A 20,857-nucleotide genomic window follows, 5' to 3' on the forward strand; every position below is an offset into this window, starting at 1 on the left:
CGGAAAAAGGCGTTTTTGTGTAAAGCGATAAGGGGTAGATTTTATACTTTAAAGCGTAAATCACCAGAAAATTCTCCCAAACGCATTTTTACGTTAATTTTCTTCCAAAATGATGGAAACAATTGTCATCGGTTTGCTTTTTTTAGGGGCGTTGGGGTACGTCGGCAACCGCCTACGAAAAGAATTAAGCCCTAAAAAATCAGGTTGCGGCAAGGGCTGCGGGTGTGAAAAATAAGGGTAAAGTTTAGGTAGCAAAGGGTAAAGTTGGGGCTTTTTTTGCAAGTTTGTGCAACAAACTTAGAACCGACAATCTTACCAATGACATCAATCGCCGTAATAGGTGGTGGCAGTTGGGCCACTGCTATTATCAAAATCCTGTCCGAAAACAACGTATCTATCCGTTGGTGGCTGCGCGACCGTGCCGCCGTTGACCACATCCGGAAGCACCATTACAATCCTGATTATCTCCGCGACGTGCGCCTAAGCCCCCGAAAAGTAAAGACTTTTTCTAAAATTACCGACGCCCTCAACGGTGCCGAATACGTCATTTTGGCCATTCCTGCCGCTTTTGTTCAGGAACCGTTCCAAGGATTAACCGCCAAACATTTTGCGGGCAAACGGGTCGTTTCGGCCATTAAAGGCATGATTCCCGAAAAAAACTGCTTGGTCACGGATTGGGTAGAGGAGCGTTTTGAAGTACCGCTGAGTCAAATTTCCGTCATTGCGGGCCCGTGTCACGCCGAAGAAGTGGCGCTCGAAAAGCAATCTTACCTCACCATCGCCTCCACCGACGAAGCCTGCGCTTCGCATTTTGCCCAATTGATGAATTGTCGGTTTGTCACCGCCAACCCTTTGGTGGATTTGTACGGGGTTGAATACGCGGCAGTGATGAAAAACATCGTGGCGTTGGCCTGCGGCATCAGCCACGGATTGGGCTACGGAGATAACTTTCAGGCGGTCTTGGTTTCCAACGCCATGCAGGAAATCCGTCGTTTTGTCAATGCCGTAGACCCGCGCGAGCGTGATTTGAGCGCCTCGGCCTACCTAGGCGATTTGCTCGTAACGGCCTATTCGCAGTTTAGCCGCAACCGTACTTTTGGCAACATGATTGGGCGCGGGTACAGCGTTCAATCGGCCCAAATGGAAATGAAAATGATTGCCGAAGGCTACTACGCTGTCAACAGTATTTTTGAAATGAACAAGAAATACGGCGTTGAAATGCCCATCACACAAGCCACCTACAGGATTCTCTACGAGCGTCAGCCGCCAGCCACTGAAATTGGGTTGTTGAAAATGAAACTTCGTTAGGCAATTACAAATTCATTATGAGATTTGACAAATTCATCCCGACAGCGCAACTTAGCCCCTACATTAAATACTTTGTGGTGGCCGAAAATGCGCAGGAAAGCCAATACAAGGTTTTTCCTGCGTCGGGTCTTGTCATTGGATTTCAGTACCGTGGACAGCTTTCAACGGTTATCAATAACGTGGAATTGAATTTGGAAACATCGGGCATAACGGGTATTTCTGACCACTATAAACTCTTCAAAAACTCCGCCAACATCGGGACCCTATTGGTTTACTTTACCGAAATCGGCTTTACGCACTTTACGGCAAGCCCCGCCCATGAACTATTTAACCGGAGCATTTCACTCGGCGATATTTTTGATAAGAACAAAGTACGTGAAGCAGAGGAAAAGCTATCATCAGCCACGACAGATGCCCAGCGTATTCAGATTATTGAACAATTCTTTCTCTCTCATCTCAAAGACATTCAAAACGACCGACTTATCGTTGAAGCGGTCAAGCTCATTTATCAGTCAAAAGGAACCATTAAAATCAAAGAGTTAAACGAAAAACTGTTTATCAGCCAAAGCCCTTTTGAGAAACGTTTCAGAAAATTAGTGGGCACTTCCCCTAAAAAATTTGCGTCGATTGTTCGATTCAATACGGTTTTAAATGATTTGAATGGCCCGAAATCGCTTACTGATATTTGCTACGAAAACAATTTTTTTGACCAAGCCCATTTTATCAAGGACTTTAAACAATACACAGGCGATACTCCCGAACAGTTTAAGCGGTTCTTATAAAAAACGATTTTTTACAATGAAAGCGCCTTAGTTTTGAGGACTTTTGCATTGTACAAATCATCGTTTAACGACCAAAAAATCAAAACCAATGTTTACCGTAGACCAAATTAAAGCCGCCCATTCAAAAGTAAAATCGGGTGCCGATTTTCCCAACTATATTCAAGAACTGATTCAATTGGGCGTGACCTCCTATGAAACCTACGTGTCGGACGGACACACCGACTATTTTGGGAAAGATGCCTACCAAACTTCAACTACCCCGACGTATGACACCCTGTTTATTGCCGAAATAAGCAATGCCGAACAATTCAAAATTGACCTAAAAGCGCATCAGCAAGGCAAAACCGATTATCCTACTTTTTGCAAAGACTGCGCAAAATCGGGCATTGAAAAATGGACAGTTGCGATGGACAAAATGACTTGTACCTACTATAACAAAGCCAAAGATGAACTATTGATGGAAATAATACCGCAATAAAACAGCCTATAAAAAACCTCCCTTTTAGGCGGTTGTGGGGCAAGTGAACAAAACAATTTGGGCCACCCTTCATAAGGGGCGGCCCAAATTGTTTAGAATCTCACTGATTATTTCTCAATCAACACATTTGACTCCTGATTTTTATCGAAAGTATTCGCCGTTATTAAATCGGCATTGGCCGAAGCGCCATAGCTAACAAATACCCCATAACCGCCGCTGCCACTGATAACCGTATTTTTGATGGTCATGGTGGCTCGGTTGCCGTGGATGGCCACGTTGGCCCGCTTGCCTGATACAATAGCTGCGCTGCCCGCATTTTTAAATTCTACTTGTTCAAGCAAATTTTTGGGGTCGGCTGAGTAACAAATCAGGCCGCGCCAATAGGCCGCCGTGTTGTTGGCTCCGTTGAAAACTATTTTCTCGGCCGCCGTTCCTTTGGCCAAAATATACCCATCGGTATTGATTCTAATGACCGCGTCGCGGTTCATTTCCAGAATAACGCCGGGATTTAACTTCCAACCCGTATTAACCGTAAATTCCCCCATCAAGCGGTAGGGAGTTTTGTCGGCAAATCCCGCCCACGTGATTTCTTCCTTGCCTTTGATGCCCGAGGCGGTCACTTCTACCACATCACGGCCATTGCCGCCTTTAAACGTCGAGGCGGCATCCAATTTTGCCACGTTTTCAGCAGTAAGCATGATTCCCGCTTCGGTGTTGTTCGAAAAAGCATTTTGGGAAAATTCACGTAAAATAGAACCGTCGTAGGCATAGATTCCGTAGCCATCGTTTTGAGAAAATAGGGTATTTTTGAGGGCAATCTGTGCTTTGCTACCTCCCGACATAAACAAGGCAGATTTTGTGGTGCTAAAGATGGTACGGCTACCAGCGTGCATTATTTCCACGTACTCCATAAGATTGGCGTTGCTGCCCGAATAAAGCGAAATACCCACCCAATATCCCTTGGTTTTCTGTACGCCAACAAATTTGATTTTGCGGTTGGCCTCGCCCTTAGCGATGATAAGCCCGCCGTTGTCATTAATGTTCATCCGAACATCCCGCTCAAACGCAATGACTACGCCAGGGGCAATGGTCAGTTCATTGTTGACATCAATGGATTTGGTGACGATGTAGTCTGGCAAGTCGGGATTGACTACGCGGTCGGTGAGGTTGGTCTTGACGGTGATATTGGCGGTAATGGCCAAAGGCTCGGCAACCGATGCGGTTACCAACACTTTATCAGTACTTTTGCCATTGGCACTACTGACGGTCAGTTCAAGTTCGTATTCACCTACTTCATCAGGCGTAAACGTAGGCTTAAACGACGACGCGTTTGAGAGGGTCACGGTACTTTTGGCGGGCTTCCGCAACAGCTTCCACTCTACCGTGAGCGGCTTACCCTGCGCGTCGCTTGACTCAGAGGCATCCAAGCTGACCTGTTGCCCTACCTGTACGGATTGGTCCGCGCCCGCTTTTGCCGTTACGGTAAGCGTTGGATCAACGATTTCTTCCTTTTTACAACCTGTCATTGTCAACATGAGCAACAGCAAAGGCGCAAACAGAGAGGCAATAACAGATTTTTTGGCAAAAGGCATTGCCTGAACCCGCAGGTTCTGAAGTACGTTTTTTTGTTTCATGGCTTAAATTACTGTTTGAATTTTTGAACGCTCAAAAGTAATTTGCCTAGCCCTCAAGCAAAGGGGCATTCGCGCTGAAACGGTAAAAGTGAAGGCTGAAGTGATAAAAAAAGCAGCGTTTTAACAAATATCGTCGGTGAGGTTATAACCTCACCGACGATAAGAATGCTAAAAATTAAAACGAACGCCGATGCTAGCCTGCGGGTGGAGATAAAAAATGTCAGGAATCAATTCAATGTAAAGTCCGCCTTCCAAAAACAGGGATAAAGGACTGTTTGACACAAAATATTCAGTTCCTGCCAAACCTGCGCCTCCGAGCGAAATATTGTTGGTAAACACTTTGACACCGGGCACATTGCTAGGGTCAAAATAATAGCGACGTGAGTTGATTTGGCCGCCGAAGCCGTAATAAACGTGCAGTTTTTCGGCTTTGAACAACCCTCGGTGCCACAGATACGCCGCCCGCACCGAAAATCCCGCATTTTGATAAGTGCCTTTACGGTACTTACGGTCACGGCCGTAAAACAGACCATACGTTCCTGCCGATATATCCAAGGCTTTGTTATCCCCAAAATATTTACGAACATTCAGCCCAGAAGGCTCTACCAATTGAAATCCAACCGCCCAATTATTGTACTGCGCCATTGAGGGTAAAATACCCAAGGCACTAAGCAACAAAGTGAATAAAAGCTTCTTTTTCATCTACTGTAGTATTAATTTTAATAATGACAATCGGCGGCCTCAAAACCCTTATCGGTTACGCCATGATAGCAAATGCTTTCAGCGTGTCTAACAGCGTTTTATTTTCCTCCGCCGTTCCGACCGTAATCCGTAGGCATCCATCACACAGAATCACTTTTGAACGGTCGCGCACGATGATTTTTTGGTCAATCAAGTACTGCATCACGGCCGAAGCATCGTCAAATTCAACGAGTAAAAAGTTGGAATCTGAGGGATATATCCTTTTAACTAACGGCAAGGCGGCCAAATTCGTGCGCAAATGCTCCCGCTCCGCCAAAATATCATTTACCAATTGGTTTTTGGTTTCGACGTAGTCAAGCGCTTCAAGTAACAACTGCTGCGTAGCGCCGCTGAGGTTGTAAGGAGGTTTGATTTTGTTTAATACCTTAATAATTTCTTCGGAGGCAAAACACATGCCCAAACGCAGCGAAGCCAACCCCCACGCCTTAGAAAATGTCTGTAATACAATCAGATTGGGATAATTATCCAACTCCTGCGTAAACGATGGCTCACTAGCAAAATCAATGTACGCTTCATCGACGACCACCAATCCTTGAAAGTTGTTCAATATTTCTAAAATTGCTTCGCGCTGTACCAAATTTCCGCTAGGGTTATTGGGCGAGCATATCCACACAATTTTAGTTTTGGGGGTCAATTCCGCCAACACTCTTGGGGTATCAATCTGAAAATCAGACGTCAACGGCACCTTAATTACTGGCACGTCGTTGATGTCGGCACTTACCTGATACATCCCGTAGGTGGGCGGCATGAGCAACATATTGTCCTCACGGGGCGTGCAGGTGGCCCGCACCAGCAGGTCAATGGGTTCGTCGGAGCCATTGCCCAGAAAGATTTGGGTAGGTCGTACGCCTTTGATAGGCGCCAATTTTTCTTTGATCGCCCACTGGTAGGGGTCGGGATAGCGGTTCCAGTGCTGACCGTTTACCGACTGATAGGGATTTTCATTGGCATCCAAAAAGATACCTTCTTTGCCCGTATATTCATCCCGCGCCGACGAGTACGGCACCAAGTTGAGGATATGCGGACGGAGGATTTTTGTTAAGTCAAATGTCATTGTGGTAGGTATTTCTGATAGACGCAAACAGGCTGATACAAACGGGCAGACGCAAGCGGGCAGACGCGAGGCCTGCCCCTACGTTTGCCTTATTTCAAACTGCTCAATCGAAGACTCACGGCACGCTTGTGGGCCTGGAGCGATTCGGCTTCGGCCATGGCTTCAACGGTCGGTCCGAGGGCCTTGAGGCCTTCGGGAGTGATGTGCTGAACGGTGATTTTTTTCACGAAACTATCCAACGATACCCCGCTGTACGCCCGGGCGTGGCCGTTAGTTGGCAGGGTGTGATTTGTGCCCGATGCGTAGTCTCCGCAGGATTCGGGGGTATAATTGCCTAAGAAAATAGAACCCGCATTGATGATTCTTTCGGAGATTTCCTCGGCATTGCTTACGCTCAAAATCAAGTGTTCGGCGGCGTATTCATTCAGCAAATCAATGGCTTCGGCTTCATCTTCGACCAAAATTGCCTTGCTGTTTTCAATCGCTTTTCGCGCCAACTCCTTCCGAGGCAACGCTTCCAACTGCGTAGAAAGCGTAAGATTAACCGACGCTAAGAATTTTTTATCCGTCGATACCAACAACACTTGGCTGTCTGCACCGTGCTCTGCCTGTGACAATAAATCGGCCGCCACAAACGCCGGAACCGCCGACCCATCGGCGTACACTGCCACTTCGGAAGGGCCCGCTGGCATGTCAATGGCCACGCCTTCTTTAGCCAGCAGCATTTTAGCGGCCGTTACGTATTGGTTTCCTGGCCCAAAAATCTTATAAACTTTAGGGACTGATTCCGTTCCGTAGGCCATTGCGGCGATGGCCTGCGCTCCGCCTATTCTGAAAATTTTGGTCACACCCACCAACTGCGCCGCGTACAAAATAGCCGGGTGGTCGCTGGGAGTGCAGAGAACAATCTCCTTACAACCAGCCAGTTGTGCAGGCACGCCGAGCATCAGCACAGTACTAAACAGCGGAGCCGAGCCTCCAGGAATGTATAAGCCCACTTTCTCGATACCCACGCTGCGCCGCCAGCAAGTAACGCCCGACATGGTTTCAATTTTCTGAACGGGCTGGTACTGCGTTTCGTGAAATTTTCGAATATTAGCATACGCCTGTCGAATGGCGGCTTTGAGTTCTTCGGTAAGACTTGCCTCCGCTGCTGCCAATGTTGCTGGCGGCATGGCAATCTCCGTAAGGTCAATTTTATCAAATTTGAGGGCCAAAGCGCGCAATGCGGCATCGCCTTCTTTCTGAACCTGTTCAAGAATCGGCGCTACGGCTTTTTCGATATTGGCCATGCTTTGCGTCGGTCGAGCTAAAAGCGCAGGCCACTCACTGCGGTCGGGATAAGGGATAATTTGCATAGTTCTGTAAGAAATGTCGTGCCAAGCAATGACTACACTGTTATCGAATCATTTTTTCAATGGGAATGACTAAAATCCCTTCGGCACCTGCTTCACGTATTTTTTCGATGTTGGTCCAAAAATCATTTTCATTAATAACCGAATGAAGCGACACCCATCCTTCGGTCACCAACGGCAATACGGTCGGTGCTTTCATGCCTGGTATGTATTGCATGATTTTGTCGACGGCATCGGCGGGGCAATTCAGCAAAATGTATTTGTGATTTTGCGCCGCTTGTACCGCCTTAATTCTAAACATGATTTTGTCAAGCAACAGGGCTTTTTCGTCGCTCAGATTGGGGGCTGCAATCAAAATCGCTTCCGAACGATAAATGACCTCTACTTCTTTGAGGCCGTTGCTCAAAAGCGTGCTTCCCGAACTCACGATGTCGCACACGGCATCGGCAAGACCAATACTTGGCGCAATTTCAACCGAACCGCTGATTTCATGAATGTCGGCTTCTACGCCATTTTCTTTTAGGTAATTACCCAAAATACGCGGATACGACGTAGCGACGCCGCGCCCTTGAAGGTCTTCAACGCCGTTCCATTGCGTGCCGCGCGGGATAGCCAACGACAAACGGCACTTCGAGAATCCTAATTTATGTACTACGGTCACCTGACGGCCCGTTTCAGTATATACATTTTCGCCAACGATGCCCAAATCGGCCACGCCGTCTTCGACGTAACCAGGAATATCATCGTCGCGCAGGAATAAAAATTCGGCGGGAAAATTGGCAGAAATAGACTTTAACTTTCCAGAAGAACTGCTATCGAACTGAATACCGCATTCTTTGAATAATTTGATGGAATCGTCGCTGAGACGTCCGGACTTTTGAATGGCAATGCGTAACATTTTTGAATAACGAAAAGAATAGATGAGCAAATGATTGAGTGGGATTCACTACCTGTGCGCGTACGATTGCCTGAGCAAAAGTCGTTCTAACACGAAATAGGGAGGCAAAGTTAATGAAAACGCATGACTTATATCCAGAAGCCCTACGCATGGAATGGTATCTACGCTCGCCCGCAGGCGTGGTGGTGGTGATGTCGAAAAAAAGCGTAGTTGCGTGTTTTCACGAAGAATTGTACAAATTGAAGCTGCAAATGTAGGGTAGGCGCGCAGGATTGTCAAGGATTTGTACAAAAAAAGCAATTTTAACAAAAAAAAATACGCGTTAGCGTATGATTGTAAGTAAGTCGGACGGAGTATTTTAAAGGATAAACTAAAGGTTCAAGGGGGATTACACCCTCCGACAGTGGCTTGAAAAATGCTTCCCGAAGACGTCGAAAACCCTGGTTTAAGCTCTACCGATTTACCTGCTGAATACGAAATTGCACTTCCTTTTGCCGTCTGATTAGTAGAGGTAATGGTCAGGTGTGCCTCAAATGATTGGGTTCCGAGGTGAGGTGGAGAACTAAAAACAAGTTGGTCAGGACAGGGTTGCACCTTTCGAATAATAAACTGATCAACTACCTGTTTATCAGTTCCTATAAACTGAAACCAAAGACTGTCACGTGTGAAGGTCATTTTAGCAAAGCCATATTTATTGAAAACAGAAGTCGCCATTGCGTTATGAATCCCAGAGCCTTTCAAAGCAACTCCTCCCGTCCCCACTACGGCATAAACCGCCCCTTTGTTCGTTTTTTGATAGGGTTCGGGAAACCCCGTCCCCGAAGACAAGCGATACGAATCGTTGAATTGTGACGAAGTACCATAAAAACCGTGCATAAAATGACTTCGTTCGTACCCGTGGCAATGGCCTGTCAATACTAAATCCACCCCGTATTGTTCCAAAATAGGAACTATATTTTGCCTCATCTCCACCATGTCTATTTCGAGGTCACTGTTGTGTGAGCCTTTTGAAAAGGGGGGATGGTGAAAATAGACAACCCTCCAAAGGCTTTTATCCGCCTGCAAATCTTGCCGAAGCCAATTGGCCATTGCACCAGTAGCACTGCGAAAAGGAGCCTCTGTTGATTCTAAAACAATGAAGTGAACGTGCCCATAATTGTATGAATAATAGGCGGCAGTATTGGAGGCTACACCCCCATATTCTCCCGATGACGGAAGACTAAAATACTCAAAATAAGGCCCAGTTTGGGTAGTGGGAGAAGAACTGACGGCATCATGGTTTCCCAAACTCGGCAAAAGATTGAGTTTAGGATAATGATTTCGATAATGAGGGCCAAAGGCATGGGCCTCATACTCAGCCGCTGAGCCGATAGGATACGCATTGTCGCCATACCATTGCCAAACATCCGCCTGCTGTGGCAAAACATTTTCCACATCGTTTTGCGCCGTTGTACTTACCCCGAAATCCCCAATCCCAATCACCGTTACAGGACGTACATAGCTACCCGAAACCGGGGCGGTATGAAAATGATAATTTGTGTCGACTGGAAAGGTATAACTTGTACTTCCAATACGGTATGAATAATGGGAGTTGGGCGTCAAACCCGTTATTTTCACAATATGCTCAGTGGTTTGGAGCGAATTGGTATAGGTGGCAGCGCCAATGGTCACGACCGAATTTGTGGGACTGTCTGTCCGCCAGCGAATAGTCGCTTTGGTATCAGAGTTATTTAAATAAGGCCCCCGCGTGATAATGGACTGGGCGCAGCAAACCGTAGAAGATGTGCATAGAAGTACCCAATAATTCATAACGTTCATACTTTTTCTCCCTTTATTCCTCTATCAATCCAGTATATATCGTCTATAAATCGTCGGCAATATAAAAGGTTAAATTCAAATTGGTACATTAAAAAAATGTCTGTTTCTTTAATGTGATACTCGATTACATCCCAAAAGTCACATCAAAACTATACCTAAACTTTCTTTTTGGGCTTTCCCAACTAAGTAACTCGCCACAGCCAAATCCTGCACAGCATTGCCTACGGACTTAAAAACCGTGATTTCATCCTCCGAAATGCGTCCCGGTTTTGCTCCCAAAATAATCTCACCTAGCTCAACAAAATTGGCGGCATCTTCGAGCAATCCCTCATTCATAGGCAAGACAATATCGCCCGCCTCGGCAGCGGCCGCCGTTCGTTGGTCTACCACTATAGTCGCGGCCTGCATGGTCTGCCCAGAAATTTCCCGGGCATCGGGGCGGTACGAACCCACGCCATTGATGTGTACACCTTTTTTAAGGTAGCGATGTTCAAAAACAGGCACATTGGACGTGGTGGCGGCGCAAATTATATCCGCCTCCAACAACTGCTCAGGGGCGTATGCTCCTTCCATTTTCAGCCCCGTTTTTGCCCGCACTGCTATACAAAAATCTTCTGTATTCTCTGGATTTCGCCCAAAAACCAGTACTTTTTGCAACTCCCGTACGGCAGCAACTCCCTCGACCTGCGTACGTGCCTGCGCTCCTGTGCCAAAAACCGCTAACACAGTCGCGTCTTTACGGGCCAATAAATCCGTCGCCAAGCCAGCCGCCGCCCCCGTTCGTAGAGCGGTCAGGTATTCTGCATCCAATAGCGCCAGCGGCTGCCCGTTGGTGCCATCCATTACGAGCATCAGCCCGTGAATCAAGGGGAGATTTTGCGCTGGATTATCCCTAAAAATCGTGACCATTTTCAGACCTAAAACCTCGGCTGATGGTAGATACACGGGCATAAAGAGCGTTTGGGCGTTTTGTGCAGGCTGCGGCAGGTTTACTCGCAACGGCACCACCGCCTCCCCCACCGATAGGCTGCGAAAAGCTTCTTTCATCAATTCGATGGCCTCAGGCATGGTAACTCCTTCTTCGACGGCCTGACGGGAAAAATAGCGAAATGTATGCAAGGCAGTTAGTATGTTTAAGATAAAGTAAGTTTATGGTTGTTGTTTTGATAAACGACAACCATCGGGGTTATGAACCCGACGGCACATATCTCCACTCCCGACCCATTACCGTAAAAAGAACCCTTTTCCCAATTCATCTTTTGGGTCAATCAAAAAGGTGTTTTTACCGCAAATATGAGCGGTCCCTTCCACTTCAGGGATGACTGCCGCGTGTGGGCCAAAGGTCGTGATGGATTGAATAGAAGCCGTAAAGCGACTCCCTACAATGCTCTCAATCACCATCGGTTGGTTCATGGCCAGCTCACCGCGCGCGTGTTGCAACGCCACGCGCCCGCTCACCCCCGTTCCCGTAGGACTGCGGTCTACTTCACCATCGGCAAAAATGCAGACGTTTCGGCTGTCAACGCCTTCGGTATGGCCTTTCCCGTAGAAAATGGTCCCGTATAAAAAGCTTAAATCTTCTTCAAAAGGATGAACAATTGGCAGTGAATCCATCACGGCCTTTTTGATGACCATTCCTTTTTCAATCAACAAACGATAATCTCCAATCGTCATGCCTATGCCCAGTGCGTCTGCGTCTACATACGCATAAAAAGCACCTCCATAGACTACATCAAATGACACTTCGCCCAAGCCTTCTATCGTCAAACGCTGGTCGCGGTACAAGACAAAAGAAGGTACATTCTGAAACCTCACCGACGTTATCTGTCCATTTTTCACGTTGGCACAGGCCGTAATCAAGCCCGCTGGCGCATCAATTCTGACCGTTGTGACGGGTTGTTTTGCCTCAATCAATCCTAATTCAACCGCCACCTTGGTCACTGCAATAATGCCGTGCCCACACATGGAACTGTAGCCTTCATTGTGCAAAAAAATCACCCCAAAATCAGCCTCTTCGGTTACTGGTTCGGTAATGATGCACCCGTACATATCCGCATGGCCGCGCGGTTCCCACATTAAAGCTTTGCGCAAATGGTCAAGGTTTGTTTTTAAATAAGCCCGTCGTTCCAGAATTGTATTCCCCCTGATTTGGGGTAATCCATCCGTGATAATTCGCAACGGTTCCCCGCCAGTATGGGCGTCGATGGCGGTCAATTGAAGCCAATCTTGGGGCGGTTTCCAGGCATTAAGAGCCCGGATGCGTTGATAAAAAGGAGTCATAAACTGAAAGAATACAGGGATAGTATTTTTGAAAGTGCATCGAAAATAACTACATTTCGACCAATTTTCTAAAAAAGACACACGATGAAAATAGGATTCCTACAATTTTGCCTCGTAGCTACCCTTTTTATAAGTTTTCAAACAATGGCGCAATATGGTGGCTACGGTGGAGGATACGGCGGCTATGGCCGTGGATACGGTTCTCGAAGCATGAACCAGCTTCCCTCTACACCCAAAAAACCACTGACGCCCGACCAAATTGCCGAAGAGCAAACCAAGTGGTTGGACAAAAAAGTTAAGCTTACCGAAGATCAATCAATTTCTATCGAAACGCTCAATTTGGACCATGCCTTGAAATTAAGCGATTATCAGGAGGCGTTCATGAAAATTCACGCCAATTCACGCCCTTCTCCGCAGGAAATCCAACAAATACGGGAAACGGTGGATAAATGGCAAACTGAAAAAGACGAAAAATTCAAAGGAATTCTCACGCCCGAGCAGTGGGAAATCTATGAGAAGAAGAAAAAAGGGATGCCATATACCCAGACGGCTAAAAATTAATTTTTTGGTCAGGAATTGTGATAACTAGAACAACTCCTGACCAAAAGCTATTAATTAGCTAAAACGCAAAGGGTTGAAAGCATGAACATCCATAGATTCAGCCTTGCCCGTCACAATTTCTGCGACTAACTTTCCTGTAGCAGGACCCAAACTCACGCCCATCATCCCATGACCCGTGGCGAGCGTGACATTATCCAGTCCTTTTACTCGTCCGATGTAAGGCAGCCCATCGGGCGAACAGGGCCGCAAGCCGCGCCATACCTTGTCTACTTCGGGTAGTTGTACTTCCAGTTCGGGATAATAATTCTTAATTCCCTGCACAATTCCCCGTACGCGGTTCATATTGACCGTCATATCCGTTCCCGCAACTTCCAAGGTACCTGCAAAACGTAAGTCGCCGCCCATAGGAGTCGCCGTGGCGCGCGCTTCAAGCATAATGGCGGGTACGTGGATATTATTTTTTACATTTTTGAGCATAAAACTGTATCCTTTCCCTCCCTGTAAAGGCAACGAAATACCCAGCTTCTCCGTCAATACGGGCGACCAAGCACCCGCCGCAATGATTAGTTCTTCGGTTTTATGGCTTCCATTGGCCGTTTGAACCGCCGTTATTTTTGTTCCTTTTTTCTCAAAACCAAGCACCTCTTCGTTTTCCAAAACCTGCACTCCCTGTTTTTTAAGAAAGACTAATAAGTTCTTAATAAGCAAATTGGGCGTTATGTGAGCATCACCTGGGTAGTAGACTGCACCGCGCACATCTACCCGTACTTCAGGCTCAAGCGCCTGCACTTGAGCGCCGTTTAGCATCTCAGCCACAATTCCCGCCTGATTGGCCAAGTGCGCTTCTTCGGCCATTTCATGCTCGGTATCGGCGTTTTTGTACAGCATCAACAATCCACGCTCGTGCCATCCAAAATCTACTTCGCCAGAAGCGGCTAAGTCTTGAAAGAGTTTTTTGGAAAGCAAACTTATATCCCGCAAAATAGGAATGGAACGTTGGACGTGTTGTTCGGTGGAATATTTATAAAACAACAATCCCCATTTCATCAAATCCCAACTCAACCGTGGCTTTACATAAAACGGACTGGTGGATTTAAGCATCCAGCGCAATCCTTTTGAAATCATGCCCGGCTGGGCCAGCGGCACAATATGACTCGGGACAATCATGCCTGCATTGCCAAAAGAGCAACCGTCCAAAAATGCCCCCTGCTCAATGATGGTGACCGAATGGCCGGCTTTTTGAAGATAATAGGCCGAAAAAAGGCCGCTTACCCCTCCCCCGATAATCGTTACTGAATTCATCGTTTAAAATTTACATTCTCCAGGCCAAAGGTACGACGCCCCCGAGGAGTTTTCATAGCCAGAAATTGATGAATTTTGATGAAATATTAACTACCCTATTTTTAAGCAGATATAAAGATTTGTTTTACATTTGTACACTTACTTCCTGTCGTGAATATTCAAAATTTCAGCCATATAGAATATTCTCTAAAACAGACTTAGCAATGTGAAGTCAATCAACATTTTAACCACCAGCAGATGGGTTGCCCCTTTGCTGTTCTCACTGGTACTGCGAGTATCAGTGGCGCAGGTTTATTATTTCCGGCACTACGATATTTTTTCGGGGTTGGGCCAATCGCAGGTCTCCGACATCGAGCAGGACCGCTTTGGGTACATTTGGCTTTCCACGCGCGGCGGCGGGCTTTCTCGCTTCGATGGACTGCATTTTACCACCTACCGAAAAGAGGATAACCTGCCCGCCAACAATATTTTATCACTCGAAATTGACGCTAAAGACCTAATGTACATCGGTACACCTTTCGGCCTCTCTATCTACGATGGCAAAAATACCCGCCCCGTACACGCTCCCAATCGTGAGTCGTATACTGTTTCCTCCGTTATTGGTGACCAGAAAGGCAATGTGTACGCCATTTGTAATGCGAGTCAATTGGGGAAAATAGTCAACGACAGCCTTATTTTTTTGAAGAAAAGTGGCGCAGTTCGCCCCTCCTTTTACAGTGATATGTCGGGCACGCGCGACAAAAAGTTGATGGTTTCGACCTACAGCGGTGAAATTTTTGAGGTAACCCCCAAAGGACTTCAATCTCGGTATCATACGCCCGACGGCATGGTGTTGCGGTGTATTTTATTTGACACCAAAGACAGCCTTTGGCTGGGAACCGAAAAGGGGGTTTTTCGAACTTCCGCCCATAACTCTGACATCAAAATCGCTGATTTGCAATTTATTAGCAAAGAACTCGCGCACGAAATGACCGAAACCTCCGACGGCAGTATCTGGATGGGCCTTACCACGGGAGCGATGCGTTACCAAAAAGGGAGCCTCTTAAAGTTTGGCGTCCAAAATGGTTTTACAAACTTCATGGTCAAAGGAATGTTGGAAGACCGCGAAGGAAATATCTGGTTTACCACCGACGGCGACGGCGTCTATAAATTCACCAACCCTGCCTTCACGGGTTTGAATGCGACATCTGGTTTAAGCAGCAATACCATCTCCTGTTTTGCCCTTGCCCCCGACGGTAAATTATGGATTAGCTATTTCGATCATGGAATGGATATTTGGGATACAAAAACCAACAAAATACTGCCGCTCCCCAAACCACTTTTGGGCAAGCGGGTCAATTGCCTAGCCGTTGATAATGAAGGCAATACCTGGGTTGGACTGGCGGGGGCTGGGGTATATAAAATTTCAAAAACAGCCATAGAATACATTCCGCTTGATGCTTATTTATTTTCGCACGGAGTCACGCTTTTTATGGAAGCAGGAAAGGGGAAAGAGATGTGGATTAGCACTTCTAACGGGTTAATTTTGCACGATGGCAAACAACTCCATCACTATACTTCTAAGGAGGGATTAAAAGGTCGATTTGTGCGAAGAACACTACAACTCAATGATAATGAACTAATTGCCTCTGGCCCTGGCGGATTGAATATCCTGAAAAATGGAAATGTCTACGATTTTATGTACGACCGTGACCTCGCCTCTTTTCCCGCCCTTAGCATGGCTAAGCGAGACGACGGTCTGCTGGCCTTGGGAAGTTTTGAAGACGGTATTGCGGTGTTTGACCCAAAAACGCGCAAAAAGGAGTATTATACCGTAAAAAACGGGCTTTGTTCCAACCTCATTTACAACACCATTTTTGACAAGCAAGGCCGATTATGGGTCGGTACCGAGCGCGGCATTGATTTAATCACGATTGATAAAAACCTGAAAATCAGCAATATTAGGCATTACAACGAAACTGACGGCTTTACCGCCCGCGAAACCAACGCCAATACGGCCTTTGTGGCCCCCAACGGGGAATTATGGATTGGAACCATCAAAGGACTCTTCAGGCACCGCGAGAGCAACCTCAAATCTCGCCCAGAAGCATTAAAAGTCCATTTTACAGATGTCAGAATTCCTTTTGACACAACCGACCTTGCCCACTACGCCCAAGGCCAAAGCAAATGGAACCAAGTGTACGACGGTTTATCATTACCAAACACCAAAAACCAACTGAGAATCAGCTTTATAGCCATCAATCACACCCGTCCGGACCATGTTCGGTACCAGTACCAATTGGCAGGAGCGGATGAAGGCTGGCTCGGACCAACCGACCAAACAGCCGTTGTGTACTCCCATCTCACGCCGGGCTGCTATCGCTTCAAAGTACGTGCCTCCTACGGCGACAATCATTGGGGAGATATTTCGACCTATACTTTTGAGATTATTCCACCTTTTTATCAACGTTGGTGGTTTATTTTGCTCATTGCTGCCACGTTAATATCTCTCGGTATTTTATGCCAAAAGCTTTATATTCAATACCGTACACGGCGGGTATTGGCGTATGAAAAGCTAAAACAGGAAGCAGAAGCCGCCGTAAGGGTACAAATAGCACAGGATTTTCACGACGAATTAGGCAATCGTTTGGCCGCCATTCGAATGCAATCCAACGTGCTTAAACTTCGTTACAACGGACACGAAAGTGAGGAAAAACGCATTGTGGGAGAAATTGAAAAAAACGTTGTCAAGCTCTTTCGAGACACCAAAGATTTCATCTGGTCGATTGACCCAGAAAGCAATCAAATCAACGAATTAGCCTTGTATATCAAGGATTTAGGCGAAAATTTATTACAAGATACCCCCATTCATTTTCATACCGATATTCGTTTTCCTAACGAGTACGAAAACGTACACCTTCCACCCGGCCGAAGCATTCAGGTAATTATGATTTTCAAAGAAGCTTTAACCAACTGCGTCAAGCATGCTCAATGTCAAAACATCATTTTTCGGGCTACAATCGAAAATCAAATGATGTCTTTTGCCCTGATTGACGATGGTACTGGCATCATATTCCCCACCGAAGGTTATCATAAAGGACTGAATAACATGCGCTTACGCGCCGAAAGAATCCATTGTCATTTATCCATTACGCCTACCCCTCCCAAAGGAACAATCGTTTTGCTGCGAGGGAGCATTCCTACCAAAACAGCCTCCCCCAAAAGTAGTTAGCTTTTGGGGTAAACCTATAAACGTATAATGAGTAACGTTACAAAAATCACCGTTATTGAAGACAACGAAGCCGTCAAAGACGGCTTAGCGCTCATCATTGGAAGTCAGCAACGTTTTCACGTCGTGAACACGTACACGAACTGCATCGATGCCCTTAAAAACTTAAAAAAAGACGCTCCCGACCTCGTATTGATTGATCTTGAGCTTCCGGGAATGCACGGTATTGAAGGCATCAAACGCATCTTGCGCGAACGACCACACACCACGATTCTGGTCATCAGCGTACATGAAGATGGCAAATTGGTCTTTGAAGCGCTTTGTGCGGGTGCTTCGGGGTATTTGACCAAAGATACAGACCACATCCGTCTGCTCAATGCCATTGATGAGGTATTGAGCGGTGGTGCGCCCATGAGCTCAAAAATTGCATCGCTGGTGGTAAAGTCATTTCAACGCAACCTAAACACCCCTCTTTCTGACCGAGAAACGGACGTTTTGACGCTTCTTTCCAGGGGAAAAACGTATCATTCGATTGCCGACGAACTGTTTATCAGTGTTGAAACCGTTAAGACCCACATTCGGAATATTTACCAAAAACTACACGTAACTAACAAGACCGAAGCCCTCAAAAAAGCGGTAAAAGACAAACTTATCTAACCTACCTATTTTTGGGGGATATTCACTAACCCGTCGGACGGACTGTGCGTCCCAGTTCAAAACCGTCGGACGGGTTAGCCCAATTTTCAACTGTCAGACGGGTTAGCTTCTCCAAAATCAGCTGATAAACAATTCATTGGCCCCAAAACCCCTATTTTGGGGTGATGCGCTGTATTGATAAATACCTTTACTTCATGGCTTCAAATAACCCTTACAAAGCCATGAAAATGAAATACTTAGTATTTTGCCTCGCTACTGTTTTTGTGTGCTTCAGCGGCCGAGCCATCGAGCAAAAAGAACAGGAACAAATCCATGGGCTGCACTTAGCCAACGGTCGCCAATCGACTCGGATTTCGTTTGAATTACACTCCAATCTCATCATTGTGCCCGTGCGCATCAACAAATCAGATACCCTCCGATTTGTGCTTGATACTGGCGTGGGTTCAACGATTTTGACCGATGTTGCCGTTGCGCAAAAACTGGGCATGAAATCGGTTCGCAAAATGAAAATCGAAGGCATGGGCAACGGCAAATCTATTGCGGCCGATGTCACCATAGGCAACACGCTCAAAATGGGCAAAATGCAAGGGTTCAAACATAACATTGTGGTAATGGACAGCGAAATCTTGCGGTTATCGGAGGTGGTAGGAACGCCCATTCACGGCATTTTTGGGTACGAAATCTTCAACAAATTTGTGGTCACGATTGATTTTCAGCGACAGGAACTTACATTGACAACGCCTGTCAAATACAAATATACGGCCAAGCAGGGCGACCGATTTCCGATTGTAATTGAAAAAACCAAGCCCTATCTCGACGCCGTAACGGTCGTGTCCAATGACCGCGAATTACCGATTCGGGTGGTGTTGGATACGGGTGCGGGGCACGCTTTAATGCTCAATACTTCGGTCAGCAATATCCAATTACCCCAAAAAGTGGTAAAATCGCAGCTAGGCGTTGGCTTGGCGGGGGTTATCAACGGCCACATCGGTCGACTTCCTAAAGTCCGTATCGGACAGTTTGAATTAAATGATGTTTTGACCACTTTTCCAGATAGCTCAGCCTTTGGCATGAAACTCACCGACCAGTCGCCGCACCGCGATGGAAACATGGGCGGAGAATTGCTAAGTCGCTTTAAGGTTACGTTTAATTATGAAGCAGGGTACATTGTGCTGAAACCCAACAAAAAACGCTTCAAAGAACGCTTTGAGCACGACATGAGCGGCATGGATGTACGAGCCAAAGGGAAGGGCTTTCGGCAATTCTTTGTTGAAAACGTAATCGAAGGCTCACCCGCCTTTCAGGCAGGACTGCAAGAGGGTGACGAAGTTCTTCTGATCAACAGCCAATCGGTCGAAACCATGGGGCTGCCAGATATTTACCGAATGTTTCAACGCCGCGAAGGCAAGGAAATGCACGTGGTTGTGCGCCGCAACGGGCGGCTGGTATCAGCCAATTTTGCGTTGAAGCGGATTATTTAAACAACTAAAATCTATTCCCACAGCAGTAAATCTCCTTTACTTCTGTGGGTTTCTGTTTATCTTTAGGCCCCTAAGCCAAAAGATAAATCCATGAAACGAATTCACACAATTGATGTTACACGGGGTATTGTCATGATTATCATGGCATTAGATCACGTTCGGGACTTGCTGCACACTACCGCGTTAACCCAAGACCCTACCAATTTACAAACCACTACCGCAGCCCTGTTTATGACGCGTTGGGTAACGCATCTTTGCGCACCCAGTTTTGTTTTTTTGTCGGGTGCTTCGGCGTACTTAACTTTTAAAAGCCAACACAATCCCGCGAAAACCAAACGCTTCCTGCTAACCAGAGGACTCTGGTTGATGCTATTGGAAATCACGGTCATCAATTTTGCCTTTTGGTTCGATATTCATTTCCGTACCATTATTCTGCAAGTTATTTTTGCCATCGGGTTGGGTTTTGTGGCTTTATCCTTTTTGTTAAAAGTTCCAGCCAAAGTATTAGGAATCATCGGGTGGGGCATTGTCGTGTTGCATGGTCTTACCACTCTCATTCCTATTCCCCAAACTCAGAGTCTAGCAGTTGGCTGGTCATTTTTGTTTGTCACCAATGTATTTACGCTTTCTCCGAACTTCACGCTCGGAACTTTGTATCCTTTCATTCCTTGGCTTGGCATTATGTTGGTGGGGTTTGGCTTCGGCAGCGTATTTGAAAAAGCCGCCCCAGCTCGCAGAATCATACTTTGGCGCTCCGCATTGTTAGCAATAAGTCTGTTTGTGGTAATTCGACTCCTCAATTTTTACGGCAACCCTACTCAGTGGGCAGCGCAAAAGTCAAGTCTTTTTACCTTTTTATCCTTCATCAATGTATCCAAATACCCACCTTCCTTGCTTTATACGCTGGTTATGCTCGGACTGATGTTTGGATTGTTAGCGCTGGGCGATATTCAACCCAACACTTTTACAAAGGTTGTGGCTACTTATGGCAAAGTTCCAATGTTTTATTACCTGATTCACTGGTATTTGATTCACAGTGTCATGTTTGGAATGTTGTTTTTGCAGGGTTTTCGCTGGGAAGATATTGCGATTGGTACATTCAGCTTTGGGCGACCGCCCAACTCCGGCATCGAGCTTGGTGCAGTTTATGGCGTATGGGTCGCTGTGGTTTTATTTTTGTATCCATTGTGCCGTTGGTATGCAAACTACAAAGCCACGCACCGAAACATAAAATGGCTTTCTTATCTGTAAATACAAAACCCCTTTGGACTATAAAAGC

The 20,857-nt window shown here is 46.4% G+C and carries 19 protein-coding genes; 10 read left to right on the forward strand and 9 right to left on the reverse strand.

The window, feature by feature from the left end; genetic code table 11:
- The first annotated feature begins 109 nt into the window (after window positions 1–109).
- The 4 genes from DR864_RS06665 (at window position 110) to DR864_RS06680 (ending at window position 2,568) form a co-directional block, all read left to right on the forward strand.
- Window positions 110–235, forward strand: a complete 126-nt coding sequence (locus tag DR864_RS06665) for a FeoB-associated Cys-rich membrane protein (RefSeq protein WP_229598173.1) — start codon at window positions 110–112, stop codon at window positions 233–235.
- 83 nt (window positions 236–318) lie between these two features.
- On the forward strand, window positions 319–1,308 hold the full coding sequence (locus tag DR864_RS06670) for an NAD(P)H-dependent glycerol-3-phosphate dehydrogenase (RefSeq protein WP_114066220.1): 990 nt from the start codon (window positions 319–321) through the stop codon (window positions 1,306–1,308).
- Window positions 1,309–1,325: 17 nt separating this feature from the next.
- On the forward strand, window positions 1,326–2,090 hold the full coding sequence (locus DR864_RS06675; RefSeq protein ID WP_114066221.1) for a helix-turn-helix transcriptional regulator: 765 nt from the start codon (window positions 1,326–1,328) through the stop codon (window positions 2,088–2,090).
- 88 nt (window positions 2,091–2,178) lie between these two features.
- Complete coding sequence (locus tag DR864_RS06680; RefSeq protein ID WP_114066222.1) at window positions 2,179–2,568, forward strand: DUF1398 domain-containing protein; 390 nt, start codon at window positions 2,179–2,181, stop codon at window positions 2,566–2,568.
- 107 nt (window positions 2,569–2,675) lie between these two features.
- On the opposite strand, the gene DR864_RS06685 is transcribed toward DR864_RS06680, so the two are convergent.
- From DR864_RS06685 to hisG, 5 genes are all read right to left on the reverse strand, one after another.
- Window positions 2,676–4,202 carry a right-handed parallel beta-helix repeat-containing protein gene (locus DR864_RS06685; RefSeq protein ID WP_114066223.1) on the reverse strand — a complete coding sequence of 509 codons (1,527 nt, stop codon included), beginning with the start codon at window positions 4,200–4,202 and terminating at the stop codon, window positions 2,676–2,678.
- A 168-nt stretch (window positions 4,203–4,370) separates the two neighbouring features.
- Entirely contained in the window at window positions 4,371–4,904 is a 534-nt protein-coding gene (locus DR864_RS06690; RefSeq protein ID WP_114066224.1) for a hypothetical protein, read from the reverse strand.
- Window positions 4,905–4,959: 55 nt separating this feature from the next.
- The gene (gene hisC, locus DR864_RS06695) at window positions 4,960–6,018 is read right to left on the reverse strand and encodes a histidinol-phosphate transaminase (RefSeq protein WP_114066225.1); all 1,059 of its coding nucleotides are present in this window, start codon (window positions 6,016–6,018) and stop codon (window positions 4,960–4,962) included.
- An 89-nt stretch (window positions 6,019–6,107) separates the two neighbouring features.
- Window positions 6,108–7,376 carry a histidinol dehydrogenase gene (gene hisD, locus DR864_RS06700; protein WP_114066226.1) on the reverse strand — a complete coding sequence of 423 codons (1,269 nt, stop codon included), beginning with the start codon at window positions 7,374–7,376 and terminating at the stop codon, window positions 6,108–6,110.
- A 40-nt stretch (window positions 7,377–7,416) separates the two neighbouring features.
- Complete coding sequence (gene hisG, locus DR864_RS06705; protein ID WP_114066227.1) at window positions 7,417–8,271, reverse strand: ATP phosphoribosyltransferase; 855 nt, start codon at window positions 8,269–8,271, stop codon at window positions 7,417–7,419.
- Between the two features lie 113 nt (window positions 8,272–8,384).
- Here hisG and DR864_RS29780 point away from each other — a divergent pair, with 113 nt between their 5' ends.
- Window positions 8,385–8,528: a hypothetical protein gene (locus DR864_RS29780; protein WP_162793600.1), complete on the forward strand. Its 144-nt coding sequence runs from the start codon at window positions 8,385–8,387 to the stop codon at window positions 8,526–8,528.
- A 121-nt stretch (window positions 8,529–8,649) separates the two neighbouring features.
- Here the strand turns inward: DR864_RS29780 and DR864_RS06710 are convergent, their stop codons facing one another.
- The 3 genes from DR864_RS06710 to DR864_RS06720 form a co-directional block, all read right to left on the reverse strand.
- The gene (locus tag DR864_RS06710; RefSeq protein ID WP_162793602.1) at window positions 8,650–10,080 is read right to left on the reverse strand and encodes a purple acid phosphatase family protein; all 1,431 of its coding nucleotides are present in this window, start codon (window positions 10,078–10,080) and stop codon (window positions 8,650–8,652) included.
- Window positions 10,081–10,227: 147 nt separating this feature from the next.
- On the reverse strand, window positions 10,228–11,208 hold the full coding sequence (locus tag DR864_RS06715; RefSeq protein ID WP_205319217.1) for an ornithine cyclodeaminase family protein: 981 nt from the start codon (window positions 11,206–11,208) through the stop codon (window positions 10,228–10,230).
- A gap of 105 nt (window positions 11,209–11,313) precedes the next feature.
- Window positions 11,314–12,369, reverse strand: coding sequence for a proline racemase family protein (locus tag DR864_RS06720; RefSeq protein ID WP_114066229.1), 1,056 nt, complete (start codon window positions 12,367–12,369; stop codon window positions 11,314–11,316).
- Window positions 12,370–12,453: 84 nt separating this feature from the next.
- Here DR864_RS06720 and DR864_RS06725 point away from each other — a divergent pair, with 84 nt between their 5' ends.
- Entirely contained in the window at window positions 12,454–12,930 is a 477-nt protein-coding gene (locus DR864_RS06725) for a DUF4890 domain-containing protein (protein ID WP_162793604.1), read from the forward strand.
- Between the two features lie 54 nt (window positions 12,931–12,984).
- On the opposite strand, the gene DR864_RS06730 is transcribed toward DR864_RS06725, so the two are convergent.
- Window positions 12,985–14,232 carry an NAD(P)/FAD-dependent oxidoreductase gene (locus tag DR864_RS06730; RefSeq protein WP_114066231.1) on the reverse strand — a complete coding sequence of 416 codons (1,248 nt, stop codon included), beginning with the start codon at window positions 14,230–14,232 and terminating at the stop codon, window positions 12,985–12,987.
- Window positions 14,233–14,437: 205 nt separating this feature from the next.
- Here DR864_RS06730 and DR864_RS06735 point away from each other — a divergent pair, with 205 nt between their 5' ends.
- The 4 genes from DR864_RS06735 to DR864_RS06750 all read left to right on the forward strand — a co-directional run bounded on the left by DR864_RS06735 (window position 14,438) and on the right by DR864_RS06750 (window position 20,829).
- Window positions 14,438–17,443: a sensor histidine kinase gene (locus DR864_RS06735; protein ID WP_162793606.1), complete on the forward strand. Its 3,006-nt coding sequence runs from the start codon at window positions 14,438–14,440 to the stop codon at window positions 17,441–17,443.
- Window positions 17,444–17,470: 27 nt separating this feature from the next.
- On the forward strand, window positions 17,471–18,097 hold the full coding sequence (locus DR864_RS06740; RefSeq protein ID WP_114066233.1) for a response regulator transcription factor: 627 nt from the start codon (window positions 17,471–17,473) through the stop codon (window positions 18,095–18,097).
- 194 nt (window positions 18,098–18,291) lie between these two features.
- Window positions 18,292–19,578 carry an aspartyl protease family protein gene (locus tag DR864_RS06745; protein ID WP_229599535.1) on the forward strand — a complete coding sequence of 429 codons (1,287 nt, stop codon included), beginning with the start codon at window positions 18,292–18,294 and terminating at the stop codon, window positions 19,576–19,578.
- 90 nt (window positions 19,579–19,668) lie between these two features.
- The gene (locus DR864_RS06750) at window positions 19,669–20,829 is read left to right on the forward strand and encodes an acetyltransferase domain-containing protein (protein WP_114066234.1); all 1,161 of its coding nucleotides are present in this window, start codon (window positions 19,669–19,671) and stop codon (window positions 20,827–20,829) included.
- Window positions 20,830–20,857: the final 28 nt, after the last annotated feature.

Origin of the sequence: Runella rosea, from assembly GCF_003325355.1 — a bacterium.
Lineage (GTDB): Bacteria > Bacteroidota > Bacteroidia > Cytophagales > Spirosomataceae > Runella > Runella rosea.

Excerpts from the sequence above, each read along its gene's own strand:
- DR864_RS06730 (WP_114066231.1), bottom strand. The coding sequence starts at position 14,232 with ATGAATTCAGTAACGATTATCGGGGGAGGGGTAAGCGGCCTTTTTTCG.
- DR864_RS29780 (WP_162793600.1), top strand. The coding sequence starts at position 8,385 with ATGAAAACGCATGACTTATATCCAGAAGCCCTACGCATGGAATGGTAT.
- hisC (WP_114066225.1), bottom strand. The coding sequence starts at position 6,018 with ATGACATTTGACTTAACAAAAATCCTCCGTCCGCATATCCTCAACTTG.
- DR864_RS06685 (WP_114066223.1), bottom strand. The coding sequence starts at position 4,202 with ATGAAACAAAAAAACGTACTTCAGAACCTGCGGGTTCAGGCAATGCCT.
- DR864_RS06720 (WP_114066229.1), bottom strand. The coding sequence starts at position 12,369 with ATGACTCCTTTTTATCAACGCATCCGGGCTCTTAATGCCTGGAAACCG.
- hisD (WP_114066226.1), bottom strand. The coding sequence starts at position 7,376 with ATGCAAATTATCCCTTATCCCGACCGCAGTGAGTGGCCTGCGCTTTTA.
- DR864_RS06670 (WP_114066220.1), top strand. The coding sequence starts at position 319 with ATGACATCAATCGCCGTAATAGGTGGTGGCAGTTGGGCCACTGCTATT.
- DR864_RS06750 (WP_114066234.1), top strand. The coding sequence starts at position 19,669 with ATGAAACGAATTCACACAATTGATGTTACACGGGGTATTGTCATGATT.
- DR864_RS06745 (WP_229599535.1), top strand. The coding sequence starts at position 18,292 with ATGGCTTCAAATAACCCTTACAAAGCCATGAAAATGAAATACTTAGTA.
- DR864_RS06740 (WP_114066233.1), top strand. The coding sequence starts at position 17,471 with ATGAGTAACGTTACAAAAATCACCGTTATTGAAGACAACGAAGCCGTC.
- DR864_RS06675 (WP_114066221.1), top strand. The coding sequence starts at position 1,326 with ATGAGATTTGACAAATTCATCCCGACAGCGCAACTTAGCCCCTACATT.
- hisG (WP_114066227.1), bottom strand. The coding sequence starts at position 8,271 with ATGTTACGCATTGCCATTCAAAAGTCCGGACGTCTCAGCGACGATTCC.
- DR864_RS06665 (WP_229598173.1), top strand. The coding sequence starts at position 110 with ATGATGGAAACAATTGTCATCGGTTTGCTTTTTTTAGGGGCGTTGGGG.
- DR864_RS06710 (WP_162793602.1), bottom strand. The coding sequence starts at position 10,080 with ATGAATTATTGGGTACTTCTATGCACATCTTCTACGGTTTGCTGCGCC.
- DR864_RS06725 (WP_162793604.1), top strand. The coding sequence starts at position 12,454 with ATGAAAATAGGATTCCTACAATTTTGCCTCGTAGCTACCCTTTTTATA.
- DR864_RS06680 (WP_114066222.1), top strand. The coding sequence starts at position 2,179 with ATGTTTACCGTAGACCAAATTAAAGCCGCCCATTCAAAAGTAAAATCG.
- DR864_RS06690 (WP_114066224.1), bottom strand. The coding sequence starts at position 4,904 with ATGAAAAAGAAGCTTTTATTCACTTTGTTGCTTAGTGCCTTGGGTATT.